This window comes from Tenacibaculum finnmarkense (genome assembly GCF_900239185.1).
Taxonomy (GTDB): domain Bacteria; phylum Bacteroidota; class Bacteroidia; order Flavobacteriales; family Flavobacteriaceae; genus Polaribacter; species Polaribacter finnmarkensis.
Genome location: NZ_OENA01000049.1, coordinates 36,042 through 58,279, shown reverse-complemented (window position 1 = coordinate 58,279; position 22,238 = coordinate 36,042). Strand labels below are relative to the sequence as shown.

The following is a 22,238-nucleotide window of genomic DNA, read 5'->3' as shown; positions in this document are numbered from 1 at the left end:
TTAATTTATTTCAACTTTTACAAGCTAATTCTTTAAATAGTTACATTTTTCTCAAAAAAAGAAAGTACATCATATAAGCTATTAAAATACCCGTCGTATTTGCTACAATATCTAAAACATCACCTGATCGGTATGTTGTTATTGTTACCTGAAGCCCTTCAATAATTATGCCGTAAAATAAACAGCAAAAAACAATTATAACTTTATTTATTTTTGTTTTATCAAAGGCAATTAACCAAACAAAGCATAAAACAAAATAAGCAAAAGCATGCTCGTATTTGTCTAAATTTTTTATTTGAATAATAGCGGGTGGTTTTCCAATTTTAATTAAACTAAGAATAGCAATACCGATGCTTATCAGTATTGCTATTATCGTTAAATTATCCTTTAATAAGCTCTTGATACGCTTGAGCACTTAATAAATCTTCCGTTTGTGAAATTTCTGATAATTTAATTTTTATCATCCAACCATCACCGTAAGGATCTGAATTTACTAATTCTGGCTCGTCTTCTAATTTCTCATTAAATTCGATTACCTCTCCTGATAAAGGCATAAAAAGATCAGATACCGTTTTAACTGCTTCTACCGAACCAAAAACTTCTTCAATATCTAAAGTTTCGTCTAAAGTATCAACATCTACATAAACGATGTCACCTAATTCTCCTTGTGCAAAATCGGTAATACCAATTGTTGCTACACCTTGTTCAATTTTAACCCATTCGTGGTCTTTTGTAAACTTTAATTCTGATGGAATGTTCATTGTACTATTTTTATTGTGTTTGTTTTAATTTCCTAAATTATATATAATATTGATTCCCGCATTAATTGACTGCCTTGGAAATGTAGTTGACACCGCGTATTTAAACGTTTGATGGTTGTAATAAAACGACGCTGTTAAACTACTACTTAAATTATAATCGGCAATAAATTTTAACCCTAATAATTTCTCTCCTCCTGTTATTTGACTATTCTCTTTATCAACACTTCGTATTAAAGTTAAATTATCTCTTAAAGAAACATCTGCTCTTAAATTAATATCTCCTTTTACGGTTTGCTTTTTTCCAGTAAATTTGGTTACAAATTTAACATCTTTAATTTTATATCCAAAGCCAACAACATATTCTGTTCCTTTAACATCGGTTAAAGTGTTGTTATTAAAATTTAATGTTAAGCTTCTATCTCTTCGTATTTCTCCTTTAAATGAAAATGAATTTTTCATTCTAAAATCGACTTTTACCAAAGGAGAAAACTCATCGATTAAAGTTGCTGACGAAAGTAGTAGTTCTGACTGATAATTACCAGAATTATTTGTATTTGTTGCTACCGATGTATCATATTGTAAATTATTGGTGTAATTTCCTATTGTATAGGATGATTTATACCCATGAGATACGGTAAATGATGAGAATGATTTTTTAAACCACTTATATTGCATTAACCCATTAAAACGCAATGTCCAATTAGGAATTGGAATATTTTTAAACACATTGGTACTTACCTTGCTGGCATTAATTCCTGAATATGCTGCTACAAATGCAGGAAGCATTACTTGTTGCCCTGTTATTTTATATCCTGCATCTGGCGTGTTTGGTAATTTTGATGCAGCAGATAAGCGTTCCGAAATTGTTGCTCGGTTTGCTAAAAAGGTATCGTATAAAGCATCATTGTTTGTAAAAATAGTTCCCATCATAAAATGACTCGTACTGTAATTACCTGTTTCGAAGGCTTTAATTTTTGGGTCTTGCTCAAAACCACCAGCTCCATCAGAAATTACATCTAACTGTTGGTTTAAATTACTGGTATGAATTTTATTTGCTCTTAAATCAATCGTTAAATTTTTAAAAGGTTTTACAGACACTGTATAATCTAACTTTTTATAGGCTGTTTTTCCGTAATTCTTACTGTAATACGGTTGTTTTTTATCTGTTTGACTTGTTCTTGTAACCAACCATCCGTTTTCAATAGCCGTATTTAAAATAGCTGTTTGACTACCAAATACAAATCCTAAAGATGGCGCAGTACCACCAGCATAATTGTTCCTTCCTAAAAAACCAACTGAAGGTTTGTACCCCTGTAATAAAGTTCCATTATTTTGAGAATAACTAATTTTACCTCTTTTTACTGAGGTTAAAATATCATAGGTAGCTTTCAATATTTTACGCCCAAAAGAAGCATTCTTTTTTAAACCTACTTTTTTAACAGGGCTCTTTTTAGTTCCTTTTAATAATAATTTATCAAGCTTTAGGGTTTTATAAAAACGCCCAAAATCAATCGTAGCATTTAAGTTATGCGTGTTGGCATTCTGAATCATATTACCAACAACATCTTGGTAATCAATGGTCGTAATTTCGCCGGTTAATTCATCTTTCTGATTAATAACACTCTGCGAACCTGCTTTCCAATCAAAATCGGCAGTGTAGCCGTAATCGGCAGTTACAAAATTCAAATACGGTATTTTTTTAAGCGGTAATTTATAGGTCGCATTTAATTTCTGATGATAATTATCAGGGCGTCCAACGGTAAAAAACTGATCGTAGATTTCTAAATTTTCTTCCGTTCCAAAACTATCATAAATATAATTATTGGTTGCATTAAAATTCAATTGCAATGATTTTGTTAAATCAAAACCAACAGTATAATCCCAATTAAATAAAAATCTACGTTGAATTAATTCGGGCTGTGCAGTTAAACCTTCAATTAAATTTCGTGATTGTTGGGTATTATAACTTCTATTAATTTTAGAATTAAACGCAATCGTTTTAGGAACAGGATTTACATTTAAATCTTTTATCAACTTTAAATACTTACTTTTAAATACTGTCGATTTTTTAAACGGTTCAATAACAAAAGGCTTGAAGTTAAAATTATAACTCGCCCCTGCCATTACATTGGTGTTTTCAAATTTTTCAATATTATAATCTCGATGCAACTCTTCATTATGCGCATAAGAAACCGATACATTTTCTACATCATAAAACTTTGGCGTTTTTTTACTTTCAGGATTTTTATTCTTTTTAACATTGATAAAGCTAATACTTTTTCTACGCGTATAATCTTGCGCATTTTTACTATTTGGGTTTTTATCTAACGCCGCTTTTAGTTCAATATCCTGAAATTGAGGATCGTATTTAGGATCTCTAAATTCTTCGCCATAACTGTAACTCATCGGCAATTGAATGTTCCATTTTTTAGGCATCATTTTACCCAATTGAACATTCGTGGCAACGCTATATTGCTTGGTTTGCTCAATACTTCGTTGTTGCACTCTATCTTCAATACTACCAAAACCAATGGTTGACATCCTACCTGCTAAAGATACATCCATTACATCAGCAAGGTTGGCATCGGCATTTACAACCGTTGCCCATCCTCCTTTATTATCAAAACCAACTGCTCGTAATTCATTAAACCAAACCTCAGCTGTTTTGGTTGAATTCGATGTATTTTTTACCCCTAACATTACCGTTTTTATTTGTGCCAATGTTGGGTTTCCTTTTACTGATATTTTTAAACCAGCTACTTTTGATGATGAAAATATTTCGGTAATACTCGCCTCTAAAGGTCTTAATAATTTTAAGTTAGCAAGCTCTTTTAAAGGGATTTCTAAATTATTTTCTGCCGGCAACCAAACATCTTCAGAAGTTGCATTAGAAGTTGATAAACTTAACGGTTTTTCAATTTCATAATAATTGTCATTCAAATCTGTACCTAGGCGGATAACAGCAACCATATCGCCACTTTGAGTACCGCTACCCGTAGGAGTTTCGGCATGTAAAAACATTCGTAGTTTTTTATACCTACGCATATCAATACTAATATTTTTATAAATTGTCCTTACCTGATCGGCAGGTAAATCGCTTACTTTTAAGGTTACCGATTGCTCATTTTGACGTTGAATTCTGTTTGTTCCCTGTAATTCTTCTCGTTGAATTCCTGGAGGCAATTGATATCTTTCCTGATTTTGCTCAATACTAACAACACCCACTTCAAACTTATTAAGTTCGCTCGGTTTTAAAGCAACAGGAACACCATTTTCCGGGAATGTTTTGGTGTAACGTCGCCAATCACCACGCACCAATTCTAATTCACCAAATCGTAAAACAACAGGCATTTTAAATTCGGTTAAAAACATTCTGATAAAGCGAATACTATTAAAATCAGAAATTCCATTTATTTTTTGATCTTCAGTAATATTTCGAATAGGTATTCTAAATTGATACCATTTAGGCGTTATTTTTTGTCCGTTTGATAAACTAACCGATACCCCTTCTTTAACATCAATAATATGATTTTGACCTTTTATTAAATCGGCTTTATTTAATGAAACTTCGTATTCAAAATAACTATTAACAGGGTTCATTGTTTGATCCTTATTAATATCCTCAGTATCAGGATATGCTGTTGATGATGTAGGATATGACTCCCCCGATTGGCTTGCCGTTGGCGAATTTCCTTGTGTACCGTTAAAGTTTTTATATCGTGATAAAATTGACGGATTTAACGCCTCTATTGCGCCTCCTCTAAAATATTGAAAATTATCACCCGCAGGGTCATTTCCAAAGCTTGCTATTTGCTGATCTGTTAAATTATGTTTTCTTTTAAGAAAAGCTGTTTCTTCGGCATCATTCAATCCATCTAAACCAATATCTTGATTTTTTCTATGGTTGTTATCATTATCAAAAGCATATAAAATCGATGGATTAATTGGTATATTGCCCCAAGCGGTTTCGTTTACATTAAGCCCATCGGTTTTATCACCATCTTCTGGTAAACCATTTTCATATTGTTTTCGTCCATCTTTTAAAATATCTTCAGAAACATTTCCTAAATTGATAAACAACTTCCCTACCTGATTGCTAAAATCTTGAGGATTTACACCTGCTGGTAAACCTTCCTCCTGAGTAATCGAGTAATTTTCATACGGATCCATCAGCCAAAATTGAATATACTCCACATTTGACTGTTCAAAGTTATTGGTTGTTAACGGGCGCATAATTCCTGCCCAACGTTTTGTTGCTGTTTCTTGACCTACATTGTAATTATAAGGACCTCTTTCTGATGGATAATACGCCAAATCTAAGGTTCTTACTAAGTTTTGTTGGGTAATATCTAAATCTGTATTTGGAAATAATTCGTTGTAACGAATTTGACGAACTTCATTTCTTGACAGTTCATTTTCATCAATATTTCCTGGTCTGTTTGATCCTGCATAAAAAAGCTGATCTACATTATACCACGCTATTTTTGCCCTATTATAATTGTATGATAAATCGCCTGAACCACCATTTAATTGTTGTGATTCTGGCGTACTTGCCAAAAACCATTGCTGTGGCGAACCTAAATTAATAGGAATTTGAGACGCTTCAAAATCATCTAAATAAGAAGTTGCCGTTCCATCTACATTAATTCCGCTTGGCGAACCAGGAATTAAATATGCCAAATCGGCTCGAACCGATACATTTGACGGCGCATCCGTTTCTACAAAGGGTAATTTGTTGGCTAATTTTGTTAAAAAAGGCACTTCAGAAGAATATGCTAAATTAAACCCTAACATAGTGTTGTTAATTGGTTCACCTCCAAAATTTACCTTTGGTGTTATTGGTTTTTCGCTTACATTCAAATACGTTCCTCCTAAGGTAAAGTTTTCTGAAAAACGATGTTCTACATCAATTCCAATAAATGTTTTTCGTTGCTGACTAAATAAATTATTACTTTCGGTAGTCGCATTAATAGGAATCCCTGATGCTTCTAATCCTGCATCTAAAATTTGTACACGCCCTAGTTGATAATCTACCACATAATCAATTCCTTCTACTAATTGTCGTCCGCCTGCGGTAACACGAACCGAACCTCTAGGAATGTTAAATCCGCCAAGCGATATTCCACGGCTTGTTGCAGCTTTAAAATATCCTTTTAAAAAGAATTTATCTTTATTTTGATATTCGTTTTTTGCTTGAATTTTAGTGGTTAAATACAGTTCTTCAAAAAGGTATTTCTTTTGATCGCTTGCATTGGTCAAAGCATCTTTTAAACCATTTCCAAAAGGTTCTGGCTCTGGAAAAATAACATATCCTCTTTCAGAATTTACTGTTATTCCATCTACATAATCAAAAAAACCATCTCCTTTGGGTACGGCATATTCACTTTGGTCTAATTTATCTAAATTGAATATTCGTAGTAATGGTTTTTTTCGCACTGCTTTATCGGCATCATTTTTATCGGTCTCGGCATTTTGCAAAGTATTTTGTAGGGTTCCTGTTTGATCATCTCTATATAATAATTCAATACGAAAACCTTCACGTTGTAATGGAAAAGCGCCTAAAGCATACACGTTTTTCATCATTAATTGCCAGGTAGGAAATGCTTCTCCTAAAAAACCAGGCGCACTTGTATTAGGGCGAATGGTGTTTAAAATTTCACTACGCAGTAATTTTACCACTAAGTTAGACGGCGCAACTACGCCATCGTTTGAAAACTCTCCTACTTTGAAAACTGTTTCGCCATTTGAAGCTCCAACAACAGTATATTCGTAGGCAACCGCTAAAACTTCACCATCATTTAAACGTCTGTTTAAAGAGATAAATCCTAGTTGATTGTGTACTCTAAATTCATTGGGTTGTAGCTTTCGAGCATTTTGTAAATACGAATAATTATAGCCTTGTTTTGCTTTAATTCCTTCGCTTTTTATAGCGGCATCTATGGTAGCTACATCTCTAATTTCTCCAGATTCTGTTAATAAATTTGCTAATTTATTTACCTTATTATCAGGAATATTAAAACCATTTGCAGTTACAGGACTACCGTTTAATTTTTTAACTTCAGTGTTTACTAAACTCTTGGTATTCGACTCTCCTAAATCGGCAAGTCCTACAATACTTCGGTAATCGGTTACGTTTTGAGAAGTATTTGTTACCCAAACCTCAACCCTTGTAATGTTTATCGGGCTGTTTACTAGCGGATAATTAACTAAGGCTTCTTTATAATTTTCTCTAAAATAATGCCCTAAAAAGAAGTGACGGTCATTGTCATAATCAGAAGCACGTAATTCAAAAGGTTCAATCGTAGCGCCTCCTTCGGCTACTACGGTTTTAGATTGTGAGTTTTGCTGCGAAAAAGCGGCAGTTATATGTGTTTTACCAAATTGTAGTTCGGTTTTTACTCCAAACAATGTTTGCGCACCGTTTATTAACGAGTTTTTAATAGGCATGCTAACATTTCCCGCTTCGATATTTCTAATAATGTCATCTTGAGTTGGGGTATATTCTAACTTGATGATATTTTGAAAATCAAAGGTAGATTGGGTATCGTAATTTGCGGTTACCTTTAGGCGTTCCCCTATTTTTGCCTGTAAACCAACACTTAATTGCTGATCAAAATCAAAGGTGAAATTACTTTGGTTTTCAATAGATATTTGCGGGTTTTCATTTTTCTGATAAACCCCACCCAACTTAATATTTACCTGTCCTGTTGGCTTAACATCTACGGTATTTCCTCCAAAAATAGACTCAAAAAACTTTGAGTTTACATAATATTTTGGCAGTAAATTTTTTCGAGCTTTTTTACCCCCCTTATTCTTTGGGTTTGTTGCGGCTACTTTTTCTTGAAAATATGCTTTAATATCGTTTTTTAAGCGATACTTTTTATATTCATTAGGCGTCATAAAAATGGGCGTACCAATAGTATAATCACCAATTTTTTCTACCATCACAAATTTATTGATTGCCTTGTCATAGCGCACAATTTTTTCTGTTGGATTGTTTAAAAAAAGCGCCCCTTTTTGAGTATTGCTAAAACGATACTTTAAAGGTATAAGCGTATCTTTTTTAACAATATTATTGGTCGTACTTCCTGTATTTTGCGAAAACGAAACAACACTTACCAATAAAGCAAGTGTTGTTAAGAATATATTGATGACTTTTTTTTTCAACCCGTTTTATAAATTTTTCAACGCCTGTCTTATAAGTGTTTCAACACTTGCATCAGGTGTTTCTTTTAGTATATTTCCAATAACTTTTTCTGCTTGCTTGCGTAAAAAGCCTAAGACCTCTAAAGCTGATAACGCTTCTTCTTTACTTGTATTGTTTTGTACAATTGAAACTTCATCTAAATCAAAAATCTTTACAATTTTATCTTTTAAATCAACAATAACACGTTGCGCTGTTTTAATTCCGATTCCTTTTACAGATTGAATTGCTTTTACGTTTTCCGAAGCAATAGCCTGTTGTATTTCTTCGGATGTCATTGACGACAACATGGTTCGGGCAATACTTGGTCCTACACCAGAGACAGAGGTTAGTAATCTAAAAATTTCTCGTTCTACTTTATTAAAAAAACCATATAAAGTGTGCGCATCTTCGCGGATAGCTAAATGTGTGTATAATAACACGTTTTCATCCGCAGGTAAATTTGAATATGTATGTAAAGAAATATGTAATAAATAGCCTACACCATTGCAGTCAATAACGGCATGTGTAGGACTTTTCTCTACTAATTTTCCTTTTATTTGTGTAATCATTTAAGTACATTTTACCACCTATAAATATAGGTAAATATTTTAATATTAAAGTATTATACCTTAGCCACTCGCTCTTTATTTTGAGCATCTACAACGGCAACTGCTGCCATATTAACCATTTCATCAACACTTGCACCTAGTTGTAAAATATGTACAGGCTTGCTCATTCCTAATAAAATAGGTCCGATAGATTCTACACCCTCCGCCTCTTTCATTAATTTATAAGTAATATTTGCTGATTCTAAATTAGGAAAGATTAAAATATTGGCTCTTTTTCCGTTTAATTTAGAAAAAGGAAATTCTTTAGCTAATAATTCTGGGTTTAAAGCAAAATCGGCTTGTAATTCTCCATCAACAATTACATTTGGATGATTTCGATGTATGTAAGCAACGGCTTCTCTAATTTTTACAGAACTTTCTGATTTTGATGATCCAAAATTTGAAAAACCTAACATAGCAATATGCGGGGTCATTCCAAACATTTTTGCCAATACAGAGGTTAACTGTGTTATTTTAGCTAAATCTTTTGCCGTTGGATTAATATTAATGGTTGTATCGGCTAAAAATATAGGTCCTTGCTTGGTTAGCATCATATTTGTTGCCGCAACCCTAGTAACACCTTTGTCTTTTTCGATTAATTCTAACATTGGTTTTACAACCGATGCGTATGACCTAGAATATCCTGTAATTAAAGCATCTGCTTCGCCGGTATTTACCATCATTGCTGCAAAATAATTACGCTCACGCATCCATTTTTGTGCCTCTAAGAAAGTAATTCCTTTACGCTGTCTTGTTTTCCAGAAAAACTCAGCATATCTATTTCTTCGAGCTGATTCTTCATCTGTTTTAGGATCAATAATAACAACTTCGGCATCAAAACCTAGTTCTTCTTTTAATTCTAAAATAACTTCTTTTCTACCTAATAAAATAGGAATTGCTATTTTTTCATCAGAAACACGTTGTGCAGCTTTTAATACATCTATATGATCTGCTTCAGCAAAAACAACACGTTTAGGATTTTTCTTTGCCCTGTTGTGTAATAATCTGATTTCTTTATTTCCATTACCCGACCTGTCCATTAATTGTTCACGGTAGGCTTTCCAATCGGTAATTGGTTCTTGAGCAACGCCCGATTCCATAGCTGCTTTTGCAATTGCTGGTGGAATTTCATAAATTAATCGAGGATCAAATGGTTTTGGAATAATGTATTCACGCCCAAATGAAAGACTCACTTCATCGTACACAATATTTACCTGCTCTGGCACTGATTTTTTAGCTAAATCGGCTAAAGCATGTACGGCTGCCATTTTCATTTCTTCATTAATTTTAGTGGCTCTAACATCTAAAGCACCTCTAAAAATAAACGGAAATCCTAGTACATTATTTACTTGGTTAGGATGGTCTGACCTTCCGGTTGCCATAATAATATCATCACGAGTATCAACAGCTGTTTGGTATTCAATTTCAGGATCAGGGTTAGCCATTGCAAAAACAATAGGATCTTTTGCCATTGCTAATAACATTGCTGGTGTTACCACATTTCCTTTTGATAAACCAATAAAAACATCGGCATTGTGCATTGCTTCTTCTAAAGTATTTAAGTCTTTATCGGTTGCAAATTCGGCTTTTTGTGAGGTTAAATTATCTCTATCTTTTCTGATAACTCCTTTACTGTCGCACATTACGATGTTTTCTCTTTTAGCTCCTAGCGCTAAGTATAAACGAGTACATGAAATTGCTGCTGCTCCTGCTCCGTTTACCACAATTTTAACTGTAGCAAGGTCTTTTTCTATAATTTCAATGGCATTTTTTAATGCTGCCGCAGATATAATAGCTGTTCCATGCTGGTCATCGTGCATTACCGGAATGTCTAATTCTTCAATTAATCTTCGTTCTATTTCAAAAGCTTCAGGTGCTTTAATATCTTCTAAATTAATCCCTCCAAAAGTAGGAGCTATTGCTTTTACTGTTTCTACAAATTTATCTACATCGGTAGCGTCTACTTCAATATCAAAAACATCAATATCTGCAAAAATTTTAAACAACAATCCTTTTCCTTCCATTACTGGCTTAGAGGCTTCAGGACCTATATCTCCTAGCCCTAGCACTGCTGTTCCGTTAGATATAACCGCTACTAAATTTCCTTTAGCAGTGTATTTATAAACATTGTTTTTATCTTTTGCTATTTCTAAACAAGGTTCTGCAACCCCAGGTGAATATGCTAATGCTAAATCGTGCTGTGTTGCATATTTTTTAGTAGGTACTACTGCTATTTTCCCTGGTTTTGGCTTGGCGTGGTATAACAAAGCTTCACGCCTTTTTCTAGAATCACTCATAGGTTCGTTCTTGTTTGTTTGAACTCACAAATATACATTTTTGTTATTTAGTTTAAAGTTTAAAATATTAGTAAAAGAATCTCTATAGAAATAATTTTCTTCTTAAATTTGTATATATTATATAAATTAAACTACAAAATATGGAAACACCTCCTCTAAAACACCTCATTGATGAAGAAGTTAAATGGAATAAAAGCCAAACAATTGTAAGTAAAACAGATACTGCCGGAACAATTCTTTATGCAAATAGTGTTTTTACGGATGCCTGTGAATACAGCGCTATTGAATTAATTGGTGAGCCTCATAATGTTATTAGACACCCAGATATGCCAAAAGTTGCTTTTAAAGCACTTTGGGATGCGTTAAAACAAGGGAAAAATTACCATGCAATTGTAAAAAATTTAACAAAAACAGGTAGGTATTACTGGGTTATTACTGATTTTACTATCGATAAAGATGATGCTGGAAATATTACAGGATACACTGCTCGAAGAAAATCGGTACCCTCTAGCGTTGTTAAAAAAATTGAACCTTTATATAAAATATTGTTAGATATTGAAAAACTTAAAGGTGAAAAAGCAAGTGAATTATATTTTAACGCTTACCTAGAAGAAGAAGTGGGTAAAAGCTATGATGAATTTGTAGTCGATTTATTTAAGGAGGAATCTTTAAATGAACAAAAACTTAAAAAAATAGCAGAAATAAAAGAAATAGAGCCTGAACACGAAAGCAAACTTAAAAAGGGTTTAAATTGGTTTTTCTTTGGTGATTTCATCTAAGTAAACAACCTAACGCACTCATAACGAGATTACTGAAATAAAACAAACTGCTTATTTAAAACATAAGCGGTTTTTCTGTGTTATACAAATAATTAATTTAACATTGCCGTGTTAAGTAAAAGTTCTAATTTAGCAATAATGTTAAAGATAAAAAACCATGACAAAAAACCCCCTTCGCCCACAGCAAATTCTTAATGAAGAAATAAAATGGGATAAAACACAAACCATAATTAGTAAAACCGATGCTTCTGGTACTATTTTATATATGAACGATGCTTTTGAAGCAACTTCTGAATACAATAAAATTGAACTAATTGGTGAGCCTCATAATATTATTAGGCATCCTGATATGCCTAAAGTTATTTTTAAAGTATTATGGGAAAATTTAAAAGGAAAAAAGAATTTTCATGCCATTGTTAAAAACCTTACCAGAACAGGTAGATATTACTGGGTAATTACCGATTTTACCATTGACAAAGATGAAAAAGGAAATGTAGTTGGTTACACTGGTCGTAGAAAAGCATTGCCAAATAGTGTTGTCGAAAAAATAGCACCGCTTTACAAAACACTTCTAGAGATAGAAAAAGTAAAAGGAGAAGCTGCTAGTAAGTTATATTTTGATGCGTATTTAAAAGAAGAAATTGGTAAAAGCTACGATGAATTTGTAGTTGATTTATTTACTGATGAATCTATGAAAAATGAAAAAGTAGCCGCCGAAGAAGCAGCAAAACCTAAAAAAGGGTTAAGTTGGTTTTTTTCTAAAAACTAATTAATTTTTCAAAATATAAAAGCCACCTAAGTTTATGAATTTAGGTGGCTTTTATTGTTAAAAACAACTCGAAAAAACTTATTTTTAGAGCTATTTATTATCTTTTTCTTAACAAATAATTTCGGAACTTTGTAACTTATAATAATCGATAGTCTAAATTTTTTATCCATGAAAAAAATATATAAAATACTGCTAACCATATTTGTTGCATTATTAATGTTACTTATTTTAACACCGTTTTTATTTCAGGATAAAATTATTACACTGGTTAAAAAAACGGTTAATAACAACATTACCGCTCAGTTAGATTTTTCAAACTCGAACCTAAGTCTATTTAGAGATTTTCCAAATGCCTCTGTGCAACTTTCTGATGTTTCAATTATCAACAAAAAACCTTTTGAAGGAGACACCTTATTATTTGCAAAAAAAATTAACTTAGAATTAAAACTTACTGAGTTATTCAAAAAAACATCCGAACAACTTAATATTCAATCTTTTTCTATTGATGATGCAAACGTTAATGTTTTGGTCAACGAAAAAGGGGTTGCCAATTACGATATTGCAAAACCTTCGGATGTAAAAATTGAAAACACCGATGAAAATCCATCTAATTTTGGACTTTCTATTAATTCGTATGCCATTAATAATGCCTTGATAAAATATCATGATAAAAAAGGTAAATTAAAACTTCAATTAACCGATTTTAATCATAGTGGAAATGGCGATTTTTCTCAAACTAATTCAGAATTAAACACGAGTACATCAACATTAGTTTCTTTTGAAATGGACGGTGCTTCGTATGCTAAAAATCAAAAAATAACCTTAGATGCTACCTTAGCTATGGACTTGGTTAATAGTAAGTTTTCATTTTTAAAAAATGAAGCGAAACTTAATAATTTACCTTTAATCTTTGATGGTTACGTTCAAATAAACGACACTAATCAAGAAATTGATCTTAGTTTTAAAACACCTTCATCTGATTTTAAAAATTTCTTAGGATTAATTCCTCAAGCCTATACAAAAAGTATTAAAAACGTAAAAACAGCTGGTAATTTTAGTGTTGCCGGTACTGTAAAAGGTTTGATTACAGATACTAAAATACCGCTGTTAGATATTGCTTTAAAAGCATCAAATGCTTCTTTTAAATACCCTGATTTACCTAAAAGCGTTCGCAATATTAATATGGATGCCCAATTAAAAAATACTACAGGAAACATTGAAAAAACAATGGTAGCTATTAATGGTTTATCATTTAAAATAGATGAAGATATTTTTTCGGGAAGCGGAACTGTTTCAAACATACTAAGCAATCCTAAAATTGACGCCAAGTTAAAAGGAACTTTAAATTTAGCAAATATTAACAAGGCATATCCTGTTGATTTAGACACTAAATTACAAGGGATTTTAAAAGCCGATTTACACACTAATTTTGATGTAAAAGCAATTGAAAAAAACCTAGTAAATCGTATAAAAAACGATGGAAATATCGAGTTAAACAACTTTGTATATTCATCCGAAGATATTGCCAACCCGATTAACATTAAAAAAGCAAAAGTAAATTTTACCCCTACAACAATTACCTTAAACACTTTTAATGCAAGCACAGGAAAAAGTGATATAAACGCCACAGGAAACATTGAAAATTTAATCGGTTTTTTACTTGCTGATAAAAATTTACAAGGAACTTTTAATGTAAAATCGACCGCTTTTCATATTAGTGATTTTATGCAAGAAAGTGTTGAGAATTCTGATAAAGAAGAAGAAAACACTACTCAAAAAGAACAACATACCACCGCTTTAAAAATCCCTGCATTTTTAGATTGTAAAATTTTAGCCGATGCAAAAACAGTTTATTATGACAATTTAACCTTAAAAAATGTACACGGAACTTTATTAATAAAAGATGAAAAAGCAATTTTACAAAATGTAAATGCCAATATGTTTAAAGGACAAATTTCTTTTAACGGTGAAGTAAATACCAAGCCTAAAACACCTGTTTTCAATATGAATTTAGGCATGAAATCGTTTGATATTGCGCAATCTTTTAACGGTTTAGACTTATTAAAATCGATTAGCCCAATTGCAACAGCATTAAGCGGTAAATTAAATTCTGATATTAATTTAACGGGGAATTTAAACAACGATTTTACCCCTAATTTAGCATCGGTTTCAGGAAAAGCTTTGGCAGAATTATTAAGTACTAAAATTGAACCTAAAAACAGTAAAGCTTTAAGTTTATTAAATAATAATCTTTCTTTTATCGATATTAGTAAATTAGATTTATCAGACATAAAAACACAGCTTTCTTTTGATAAAGGAAAAGTAAATGTGAAGCCTTTTAAATTAAAATATAAAGACATCGCTATGAATATAGGCGGAAGCCATAGCTTTGATCAGAGCATGAATTACAATATAACTTTAGATGTACCTGCTAAGTATTTAGGAAGCGAAGTTCAAGGTTTATTGTCTAAACTAAGCCCTGAAAGCAAAAATACAATGGTGCCAATTACCGCGAATATTACAGGAAACATGACAAATCCATCGGTAAAAACAGATGTATCATCTTCTGTAAAAAACTTCAGTAAAAATTTAATTAATCAGCAAAAACAAAACTTAATTAACACAGCTGTAAGTAAAGTTTCTGAAAATAAAACGGTAAACAAAACAATCGATAAAATCAATACTAAAATCGGCAGTAAACTTGGCGATAAACTAGGGAGTAAGCTTGGTAATTTATTAGGAAATAAAAAAACAGATACCACTACAACCAAAAAAACAAGCAGTACTAAAACCGAAACAGTTAAAAAAGTAACTGATGTTTTAGGCGGATTATTTGGGAAAAAGAAGAAATAACAAAACATTAACCCTAGACCTTAAATACTCTAAATAAAACATTTAACAGGTTTTAACAGTTCGTTGAAACCTGTTTTTTTTATGTTTGTAGTAAAAAACATGAAAAGATTAATTATACTGTTATTTATAGTATTTACTAATATCGCTATTGCTCAAATTAAAGGAAAAGTTATCAATACAAATAATCAACCTTTATCTTTTGTTAGTATTTATTTAGAAAATACAATTACAGGAACTACCACAAATAATAATGGTGATTATGAATTATCAGTAAATAAAAAAGGAAAATACACACTTATTTTTCAACTTTTAGGATACAAAACAATAACAAAAAATATTACTATTACCAAGTTTCCTTTTATTTTAAACACTATAATTTCTGAAGAAAAAGTTACTTTAGATGAAGTATTAATTTCATCCGAAGAAAATCCTGCAAATAAAATTATTCGAAATGTAATTGCTTCTAAAAAGAAAAATACCGCTAAATTTTCTCAATATACTGCCGATTTTTATTCTCGTGGATTATTTAAAGTAAAAAACCTTCCCAAAAAATTTCTAGGTAATAAAATTGATGATATGGGCGGTGGTTTAGATTCTACAAGAAGTGGAATTGTATATCTTTCAGAAACCATTTCTAAAATTTCATATCAGAAAAAACCAACAAATTTTAAAGAACATATTATTGCTTCTAAAGTTTCGGGAAGTAATAACGGAATTAGTTTTAATCAAGCTGAAGAAGTTGATTTTAACTTTTATAAAAACTCTTTTAATTTAGCAGATGCTCAAATGATTTCGCCAATTGCTAACGAAGCTTTTAGTTATTATAAGTATCAATTAACTGGAAGTTTTTATGATAAAAACGAAAAATTAATCAGTAAAATAAAATTACTTCCGAAGAGAAAAAACGATCGTGTTTTTAGCGGATTTATTTATATATCAGAAGATGATTGGGCTATTTACGGAACTGATGTTTTCGTTACAGGTGCACAAGCAAATACACCTATGATTGATACTTTACACATCAAACAAAACTATAATTATTCGCTAAAAAACAACGTTTGGATTCCTGTTACACAAACAATCGATTTTAAAGCTGGTATTTTTGGTTTTAATTTTAACGGACGCTTTTCAGCAGCATATTCAAATTATAATTTTGCTCCTAATTTCACTAAAAAATCATTTGGTAATGAAGTTTTATCTTTTGCTGAAAATGCCACCGAAAAAGATAGTTTATACTGGAATAAAATTCGTCCAGTAAGTTTAACATCCGAAGAAAATGCAGATTACAAATTAAAAGACAGCATTAAAACTATTCGAAAATCTAAAAAATATTTAGATTCTACAGATACAAAACATAATAAATTTAATCTTATAAATATTATTTCAGGATATTCTTATGATAATACCTATGATAAATGGAATATCGATATTTCTTCTCCTATTGAAGATTTAAACTTTAACACGGTACAAGGATGGAATTCATCTATTGGAATTAAATATTCTAAAACAGTCAACAAAAAAGGAGAACGATTTAATATTGGTACAAAAATAAATTATGGTTTTTCTGATAAAAAATTAAGACCAACAGCAAACTTTTTTTACAGATGGAACAATACAAATAAACCTATTTTAACTGCTTCGGGAGGTATTACTACTTCGCAATTTAATGCTAAAAAACCTATTTCTAAATTTTGGAATACTATAAGTTCGGTTTTATTTGAAAGAAATTATCTTAAAATTTATGAGAAAACATTTACTAAAATTGCTTTTTCAGAAGAAATAAATAATGGTATTCGTTTTTATTCTTCCTTAGAATACGCAGATAGAAAACCTTTATTTAACACAACCGATTATGTTATGTTTACTAAAAATGATGTTAATTATACAGCTAACAACCCACAAGAACCTACAAATTTTACAAGTTCATTTACACCGCATCATATGTGGTCATTTAAGTTAGGTGCAACTATTAATTTCGAACAAAAATATATGTCATATCCTGATGGAAAATATAATATAGGAACTAATAAATATCCTACTTTATTTGTCGGATATAACAAAAATTTTGGTTCAGGAAATACTACGTTAAATTCTGATATATTCTATTCTCAATTAACTCAAAAAATGAATTTAAGTAATTGGGGGGAATTTAAATACAAAGCTAAAGGAGGCATATTTTTTAAGAAAAAAGATATTCCGTTTATAGATTATGTTCATTTTAATGGAAATCGCTTATTAATTGCTCCAAAAGATAATTATTTAGATAACTTTTATACGCTACCTTATTATCAATTAAGTACTAATGATAAATATGGAGAACTACATGGAGAATATAATTTTAAAGGAGCTTTACTAAGTAAAATTCCATTAATTAATAAATTAAATTTCCATTTAGTTACTGGTGCAAAAGGATTATTTACAGCTGAAAACAAACCTTATTCTGAATTTGCTGTTGGTTTGGATAACATCGGTTTTGGTAAATGGCGTTTTTTACGTGTCGATTTTGCTAAGTCTAATTTTAACGGAAAATCTGAAAACAGAATAGTTTTCGGAATTAAATTGTAAATTAGACTTTTAATCTGCTTATAGAGGTTATAAGCGAAAAATTCTCAAATACTAATATGAAAACAACCGTATTACTTTTTGGTATTGCTACCGATTTAATAGGAAATGCTTCTTTAGAGCTTACACTTCCTGAAAATTGTTCTGTAAGTCATTTTAAAGAATTGCTTACAGAACAATATCCGAAGTTAGCGAAAATTAGCGCATACGCCGTGGCGATTAACGAAAGTTATGCCAAGCAAGAAACTCTTATCAAAAAAAATGATGTTATTGCCATTATTCCTCCTGTTAGTGGCGGATAAACCTATATTTTTTTACAATTTATAGCCGATACTGAACAATACAACTCTTGGCATCATATAGGTTTTAGCATCAGTAATTAGATAATCAGAAAAACGATTGCTTTGCTTAAATGTGGTGTCAAATAAGTTCTGAGTGGTCAGCTTAAATAACCAAGGGCTATCTTGTTTTTGATACGATAATACAGCATTGGCAACTTCGTAATTATTATAAGCTTTTTGTGCTTTATTTTGATAATTATAATGCGTATAATCAGCATTGAAAATGAAACCGTTTAAAAAATCATAATCGATGTTTATATAAGGTTCGTTGGTCGTAAATTTAGCCTTGAAATTATTGGAAGTATAATTTCCGATACTCTTTTTAAAGCCCATTTTTAAGGTTGGGAATTTATCAAATAAGGTTTTAAAACCGACATCAAAAGAATAATTATCGCTTTTATTAGTTGCCAAAGTAGTATTTATTTTCTGAGTAAAAATTGAACTATTATAACTTCCTACAAGCTTATATCTTATTTTTTTAATACGCTTTTTAAGCGATGCTCTAGCGCGCCAATTTTGATTCGGATTGTTTAAAATTTCAGGCGATATAAACCTGTTTATTCCATCGAAATTAACCAAATTATTAAAACCTTTAATTTTTTTAGTATAATTAGCACTGGCATGTAACATTAAACCTCGATACATACTAAAACGGCTATATCGTATACGTGCCGAATGAAATAATTCATTTTCTAAAGTTGAATTTCCTTTAAATACCGAATTATAAGATTGTAAATAAAATCGATTAGCGAGTTTAGAGGCGTCCGAAAAATTGGTTTTTAAATTATAATTTAATTCTACTTTTCTCGATTTATTAAAGGCGATTTTCATTAAAAAATCGGGTAATAAAATCCATTTATTTTTTTCAAAAATATTTTCTTGACTTACTTTCCACTTATAATTATGTAAATACCCACCTTGTTTAAAGGTAAATATCCCTGTTCTAAATTTATAATGGATTCCTGCAAAAAAATCGTTATGCTTTAAAACTGTATTATTGTTAAAACCTCCTGTTGAAAAATTGTTAATTGTAGTATCATCTAATATTTGAAAATTATGGTTGCTAAATTTTTCTTGTTGATGTGTATTTCCAATAGTCGTATAAATATGATGATTTCTATTTAACACCCAAAAATCTTTAAAAACACTGTGTAAATAATGCTTTTCAGTTTCGTTTAATTGCTGAATTTTCAGTAAATCCTGATTACTATTTAAAGGTTGAATAATGGGTTTAATTCGCGTTAAAAATGCTTTTGAAGCATTCCAAAAAGTAGTTGGATTATTTTTATCAAAAGTATAATTTACTACGGATGAAAAAGTATGATTTTGCGATTGGTTTTTATGCCATTCTATATTTTGATTTACATACCAAACATCATTTTCTTTGGTTGTTTCTATGTTATTTATAGCATTGTTTATTGATGAAGAAATAGCATTGTTATTATGTACACCTGATTTTTTAACCTGTGTTCTTAGCGTCCATCGTTCTTCAAAATTTGGTGTATATTCAATACTTAAATTCCCGATTCCTAAAATATTATTTGACGTATTTTCATTTTTTTTATCTTCTAAAAAAGTAGTATATTGATGATGTTCTTCTGTAAAACTCGTAGTATTATTATCAGAAAAAAGAGCATATCCTGAAACATCAAATTTATCGGCAACGGTTTTTGTGATGTTTAAAGCCGTAAAACGTTGTGTACTTTTTAAAATATCTTTGTTTTCTATAAATTGCGAGAAATCGCCACCTTTCCAATTAAAATTACCGCTAAAAACAGCATTTACACCTCCTTGAAAACTCATATAATCTTTAAAAGTGAAGGTTTTTTCACCGATATCGTTTAAATTTCCTATAAAATTCACATTGGTTTTAGGCGAGTAATAAAATAAATTGGCATTGGCTTTATAAGAAGATTCATAACCAACACCCGACCCCGCTTCAACATCACCAAAAACAAAGCGTTTTTTATCTTCTTTAAGCTGAATATTCATTGCCATTTCATCAGAATCGGTTAATCCTTTTAAAAATGATACTTCATTATAATTATCGATAACTTCAACTTTAGCCACTGCATCGGCAGGGATATTTTGAACACCTAACTTTGTTGCGCCACCAAAAAAAGCTTTTCCATCAACTAATAATTTGGTTACTTTTTTTCCTTGAACAGTAACCCCGCCATTTTTATCGACTTCAACACCTGGTAATTTTTTAAGTATATTTTGAAGTTTACGCTCGCTACCGTTTACAAATTTATCGGTATTGTAAATAATTGTGTCTTGTTTTGTAATTACTGGGAGTTCAATAACAACTTCGTCTAGCTGATTTTTAGCCTCTTTTAAAATAAAGTTTTTAAGCGTATTTTCTGTTGGTGTTATTTCAAAGGTTTTTTTTTGATAGCCTAAATAACTGATATCAATGGTATATTTTTTATTTTTGGTAAGCTCCAAACGATACCGTCCTTGCTGATCAGTAATCGCAAAACTGATGTTTTTACGAACGTCTTTAGGCTTTGCGATAATATTGGTATAAGACAACGGATTTTGTAAACTATCTTTTACAACACCTTTAAAAACAATGGTTTGAGCATTTAAAGCACTAGCGATAATCAATAAGATAAACAGCATTTTTTTTTCTAACATATATTATTTTATCTTATAAATCATTAAAATAGTCTTAATAACAAATTGCAATAAACCAGCTTTTTAATACCCTTTTTTTCGTTCTTTTTCAAGTTCATCAATTAAACCATGGGCTTCTTCTTGTGTTTTTATTTTAGTTTTTTTAGAAAGTCTTTTTATTTTAACCTCTTTTAAAGGATTCAAATTAATTTCTACCGCATTCATTGTAAATTCATCTGTATTTAGTGCTAAAATTAACCCTGGCAATCCTTTATAATGCATTGGTCCAAAATTTAGAGGAATACTAGGTGCAAACCAAGCTATAGCTTGTTTACTGTAATAAAAACCTTTTCGGCTATAAAGTCTTTCAGTAGTTGTAGCTTGATAACATTTATATTTACCAATCATTTTTGTTTTATTATTAACCTTCCAGTCAAGTGGCTTATGTGAAGTAGCCCCCAAAGCTCGACTTATTTCAATAATAGCATTGGTTTTATTATTGGTATAATACGGCATTGTTCCTGCTCTACTTCCCATACTAAAACCTACTTCATTTTTTAATTTAGGGATATGATGATAATACGATTCTTCATTTTTAAAACTTAATATAAACTCGTCAGGCGTAGAATTTCTAAACATTTGTATAACTCCCTGTTTTATATGCATAGCTGTTTTTTTATCCTTTTTCAAAGCTACCAAAAAACTATCTACATATTTTTTATTAACTTCTGCTTTATACTTGACAATTCCTGATTTTTTTTGAGCAAAACATCCTAAAGATAGCATCAAACAAAATAAAATTAATATTCTTTTTTCTAACATATTAGATTTATTAAAAAATGTCTTTAGTATTAACTAAAAAGATAGAAAATACTAAAGACATTTAAAGTTATTTAATTTTTATTAACAATCATTATTCTGCATACATGAGTCAAATTTATTATAACTATCACCACTAGCTCTATCACAAACCGTGTACACCGTATAGCAAGGCACATTCTCAATTATTTCTTGTTTTTTTATTTCATTTTTACTGTCATTCGCATTTACAAAACTACCTGTAGCAAATACCATTGCTACTACTAAAATTACTTTTTTCATTTTTTAAATTTTAAGTTTATTCATTAATTTTTACTCCTGTTATTTTAAAAACAAGGGTATTACATCAAAAAAATTAAAAAGAAAAATGCGCGCAATTTATAAACATCCTTCTTCTTTTTACTAGCTAGCAGGTACTAAAAAATGATCACTTCTTTAATACGTTTATAAAACTAAAACTTTTTTATTTAAAAAATGTTAATATTTTAATACGCAGTTTATTTAAACTGATAAATAACTGACAAACAACTGATAAACAACTGATAAACAACTGATAAACAACTGATAAATATCACATAAATGATTGATAGTTAATGCATTGACAAATACACGAACCTAAAAGTTAAATAAATGTTAAAAAATAA

13 protein-coding genes are annotated in these 22,238 nt (G+C 30.6%); 5 read left to right on the top strand and 8 right to left on the bottom strand.

Going from position 1 to position 22,238, the window contains the following annotated elements; all coding sequences use genetic code 11:
- Window positions 1-40 precede the first annotated feature (40 nt).
- From AQ1689_RS05735 to AQ1689_RS05715, 5 genes are read right to left on the bottom strand one after another with little or no spacing between them, the layout of a single operon-like run.
- Complete coding sequence (locus tag AQ1689_RS05735) at window positions 41-415, bottom strand: VanZ family protein (RefSeq protein ID WP_232121477.1); 375 nt, start codon at window positions 413-415, stop codon at window positions 41-43.
- Complete coding sequence (gcvH, locus tag AQ1689_RS05730) at window positions 381-761, bottom strand: glycine cleavage system protein GcvH (RefSeq protein WP_101914442.1); 381 nt, start codon at window positions 759-761, stop codon at window positions 381-383. Before gcvH ends, AQ1689_RS05735 begins: the two co-directional genes overlap by 35 nt.
- Window positions 762-785: 24 nt before the next feature.
- Window positions 786-7,928 carry a T9SS outer membrane translocon Sov/SprA gene (gene sov, locus AQ1689_RS05725; protein ID WP_232122596.1) on the bottom strand — a complete coding sequence of 2,381 codons (7,143 nt, stop codon included), beginning with the start codon at window positions 7,926-7,928 and terminating at the stop codon, window positions 786-788.
- A 6-nt stretch (window positions 7,929-7,934) separates the two neighbouring features.
- A complete protein-coding gene (gene ruvA, locus AQ1689_RS05720) occupies window positions 7,935-8,516 on the bottom strand; it encodes a Holliday junction branch migration protein RuvA (RefSeq protein ID WP_101914440.1) in 582 nt (193 codons plus the stop codon).
- Between the two features lie 53 nt (window positions 8,517-8,569).
- Window positions 8,570-10,852, bottom strand: a complete 2,283-nt coding sequence (locus AQ1689_RS05715) for an NADP-dependent malic enzyme (RefSeq protein WP_101914439.1) — start codon at window positions 10,850-10,852, stop codon at window positions 8,570-8,572.
- Window positions 10,853-10,992: 140 nt separating this feature from the next.
- On the opposite strand from AQ1689_RS05715, the gene AQ1689_RS05710 reads away from it, so the two are divergent.
- The 5 genes from AQ1689_RS05710 to AQ1689_RS05690 all read left to right on the top strand — a co-directional run bounded on the left by AQ1689_RS05710 (window position 10,993) and on the right by AQ1689_RS05690 (window position 18,117).
- Complete coding sequence (locus tag AQ1689_RS05710) at window positions 10,993-11,631, top strand: PAS domain-containing protein (protein ID WP_101914438.1); 639 nt, start codon at window positions 10,993-10,995, stop codon at window positions 11,629-11,631.
- A gap of 157 nt (window positions 11,632-11,788) precedes the next feature.
- Window positions 11,789-12,400 (top strand): PAS domain-containing protein, encoded by a 612-nt coding sequence (locus tag AQ1689_RS05705; protein ID WP_101955475.1) that lies wholly within the window; start codon window positions 11,789-11,791, stop codon window positions 12,398-12,400.
- 168 nt (window positions 12,401-12,568) lie between these two features.
- Window positions 12,569-15,253: an AsmA-like C-terminal region-containing protein gene (locus AQ1689_RS05700; RefSeq protein ID WP_101955474.1), complete on the top strand. Its 2,685-nt coding sequence runs from the start codon at window positions 12,569-12,571 to the stop codon at window positions 15,251-15,253.
- A 99-nt stretch (window positions 15,254-15,352) separates the two neighbouring features.
- Window positions 15,353-17,818 (top strand): DUF5686 family protein, encoded by a 2,466-nt coding sequence (locus tag AQ1689_RS05695; protein ID WP_101955483.1) that lies wholly within the window; start codon window positions 15,353-15,355, stop codon window positions 17,816-17,818.
- A 56-nt stretch (window positions 17,819-17,874) separates the two neighbouring features.
- Window positions 17,875-18,117, top strand: a complete 243-nt coding sequence (locus AQ1689_RS05690) for a MoaD/ThiS family protein (protein WP_101955473.1) — start codon at window positions 17,875-17,877, stop codon at window positions 18,115-18,117.
- A gap of 12 nt (window positions 18,118-18,129) precedes the next feature.
- Here AQ1689_RS05690 and AQ1689_RS05685 read toward each other — a convergent pair whose 3' ends face one another.
- The 3 genes from AQ1689_RS05685 to AQ1689_RS05675 form a co-directional block, all read right to left on the bottom strand.
- Window positions 18,130-20,796, bottom strand: coding sequence for a carboxypeptidase-like regulatory domain-containing protein (locus tag AQ1689_RS05685; RefSeq protein WP_101955472.1), 2,667 nt, complete (start codon window positions 20,794-20,796; stop codon window positions 18,130-18,132).
- A 63-nt stretch (window positions 20,797-20,859) separates the two neighbouring features.
- Window positions 20,860-21,597, bottom strand: coding sequence for a GLPGLI family protein (locus tag AQ1689_RS05680; RefSeq protein ID WP_101955471.1), 738 nt, complete (start codon window positions 21,595-21,597; stop codon window positions 20,860-20,862).
- 81 nt (window positions 21,598-21,678) lie between these two features.
- Window positions 21,679-21,876: a hypothetical protein gene (locus AQ1689_RS05675; protein WP_101955470.1), complete on the bottom strand. Its 198-nt coding sequence runs from the start codon at window positions 21,874-21,876 to the stop codon at window positions 21,679-21,681.
- Window positions 21,877-22,238: the final 362 nt, after the last annotated feature.

Bases quoted from the DNA above. Each gene is read 5' to 3' on its own strand.
- gcvH (WP_101914442.1), bottom strand. From the start codon at position 761: ATGAACATTCCATCAGAATTAAAGTTTACAAAAGACCACGAATGGGTT.
- ruvA (WP_101914440.1), bottom strand. From the start codon at position 8,516: ATGATTACACAAATAAAAGGAAAATTAGTAGAGAAAAGTCCTACACAT.
- AQ1689_RS05715 (WP_101914439.1), bottom strand. From the start codon at position 10,852: ATGAGTGATTCTAGAAAAAGGCGTGAAGCTTTGTTATACCACGCCAAG.
- AQ1689_RS05710 (WP_101914438.1), top strand. From the start codon at position 10,993: ATGGAAACACCTCCTCTAAAACACCTCATTGATGAAGAAGTTAAATGG.
- AQ1689_RS05705 (WP_101955475.1), top strand. From the start codon at position 11,789: ATGACAAAAAACCCCCTTCGCCCACAGCAAATTCTTAATGAAGAAATA.
- AQ1689_RS05700 (WP_101955474.1), top strand. From the start codon at position 12,569: ATGAAAAAAATATATAAAATACTGCTAACCATATTTGTTGCATTATTA.
- AQ1689_RS05695 (WP_101955483.1), top strand. From the start codon at position 15,353: ATGAAAAGATTAATTATACTGTTATTTATAGTATTTACTAATATCGCT.
- AQ1689_RS05690 (WP_101955473.1), top strand. From the start codon at position 17,875: ATGAAAACAACCGTATTACTTTTTGGTATTGCTACCGATTTAATAGGA.
- AQ1689_RS05685 (WP_101955472.1), bottom strand. From the start codon at position 20,796: ATGTTAGAAAAAAAAATGCTGTTTATCTTATTGATTATCGCTAGTGCT.
- AQ1689_RS05680 (WP_101955471.1), bottom strand. From the start codon at position 21,597: ATGTTAGAAAAAAGAATATTAATTTTATTTTGTTTGATGCTATCTTTA.
- AQ1689_RS05675 (WP_101955470.1), bottom strand. From the start codon at position 21,876: ATGAAAAAAGTAATTTTAGTAGTAGCAATGGTATTTGCTACAGGTAGT.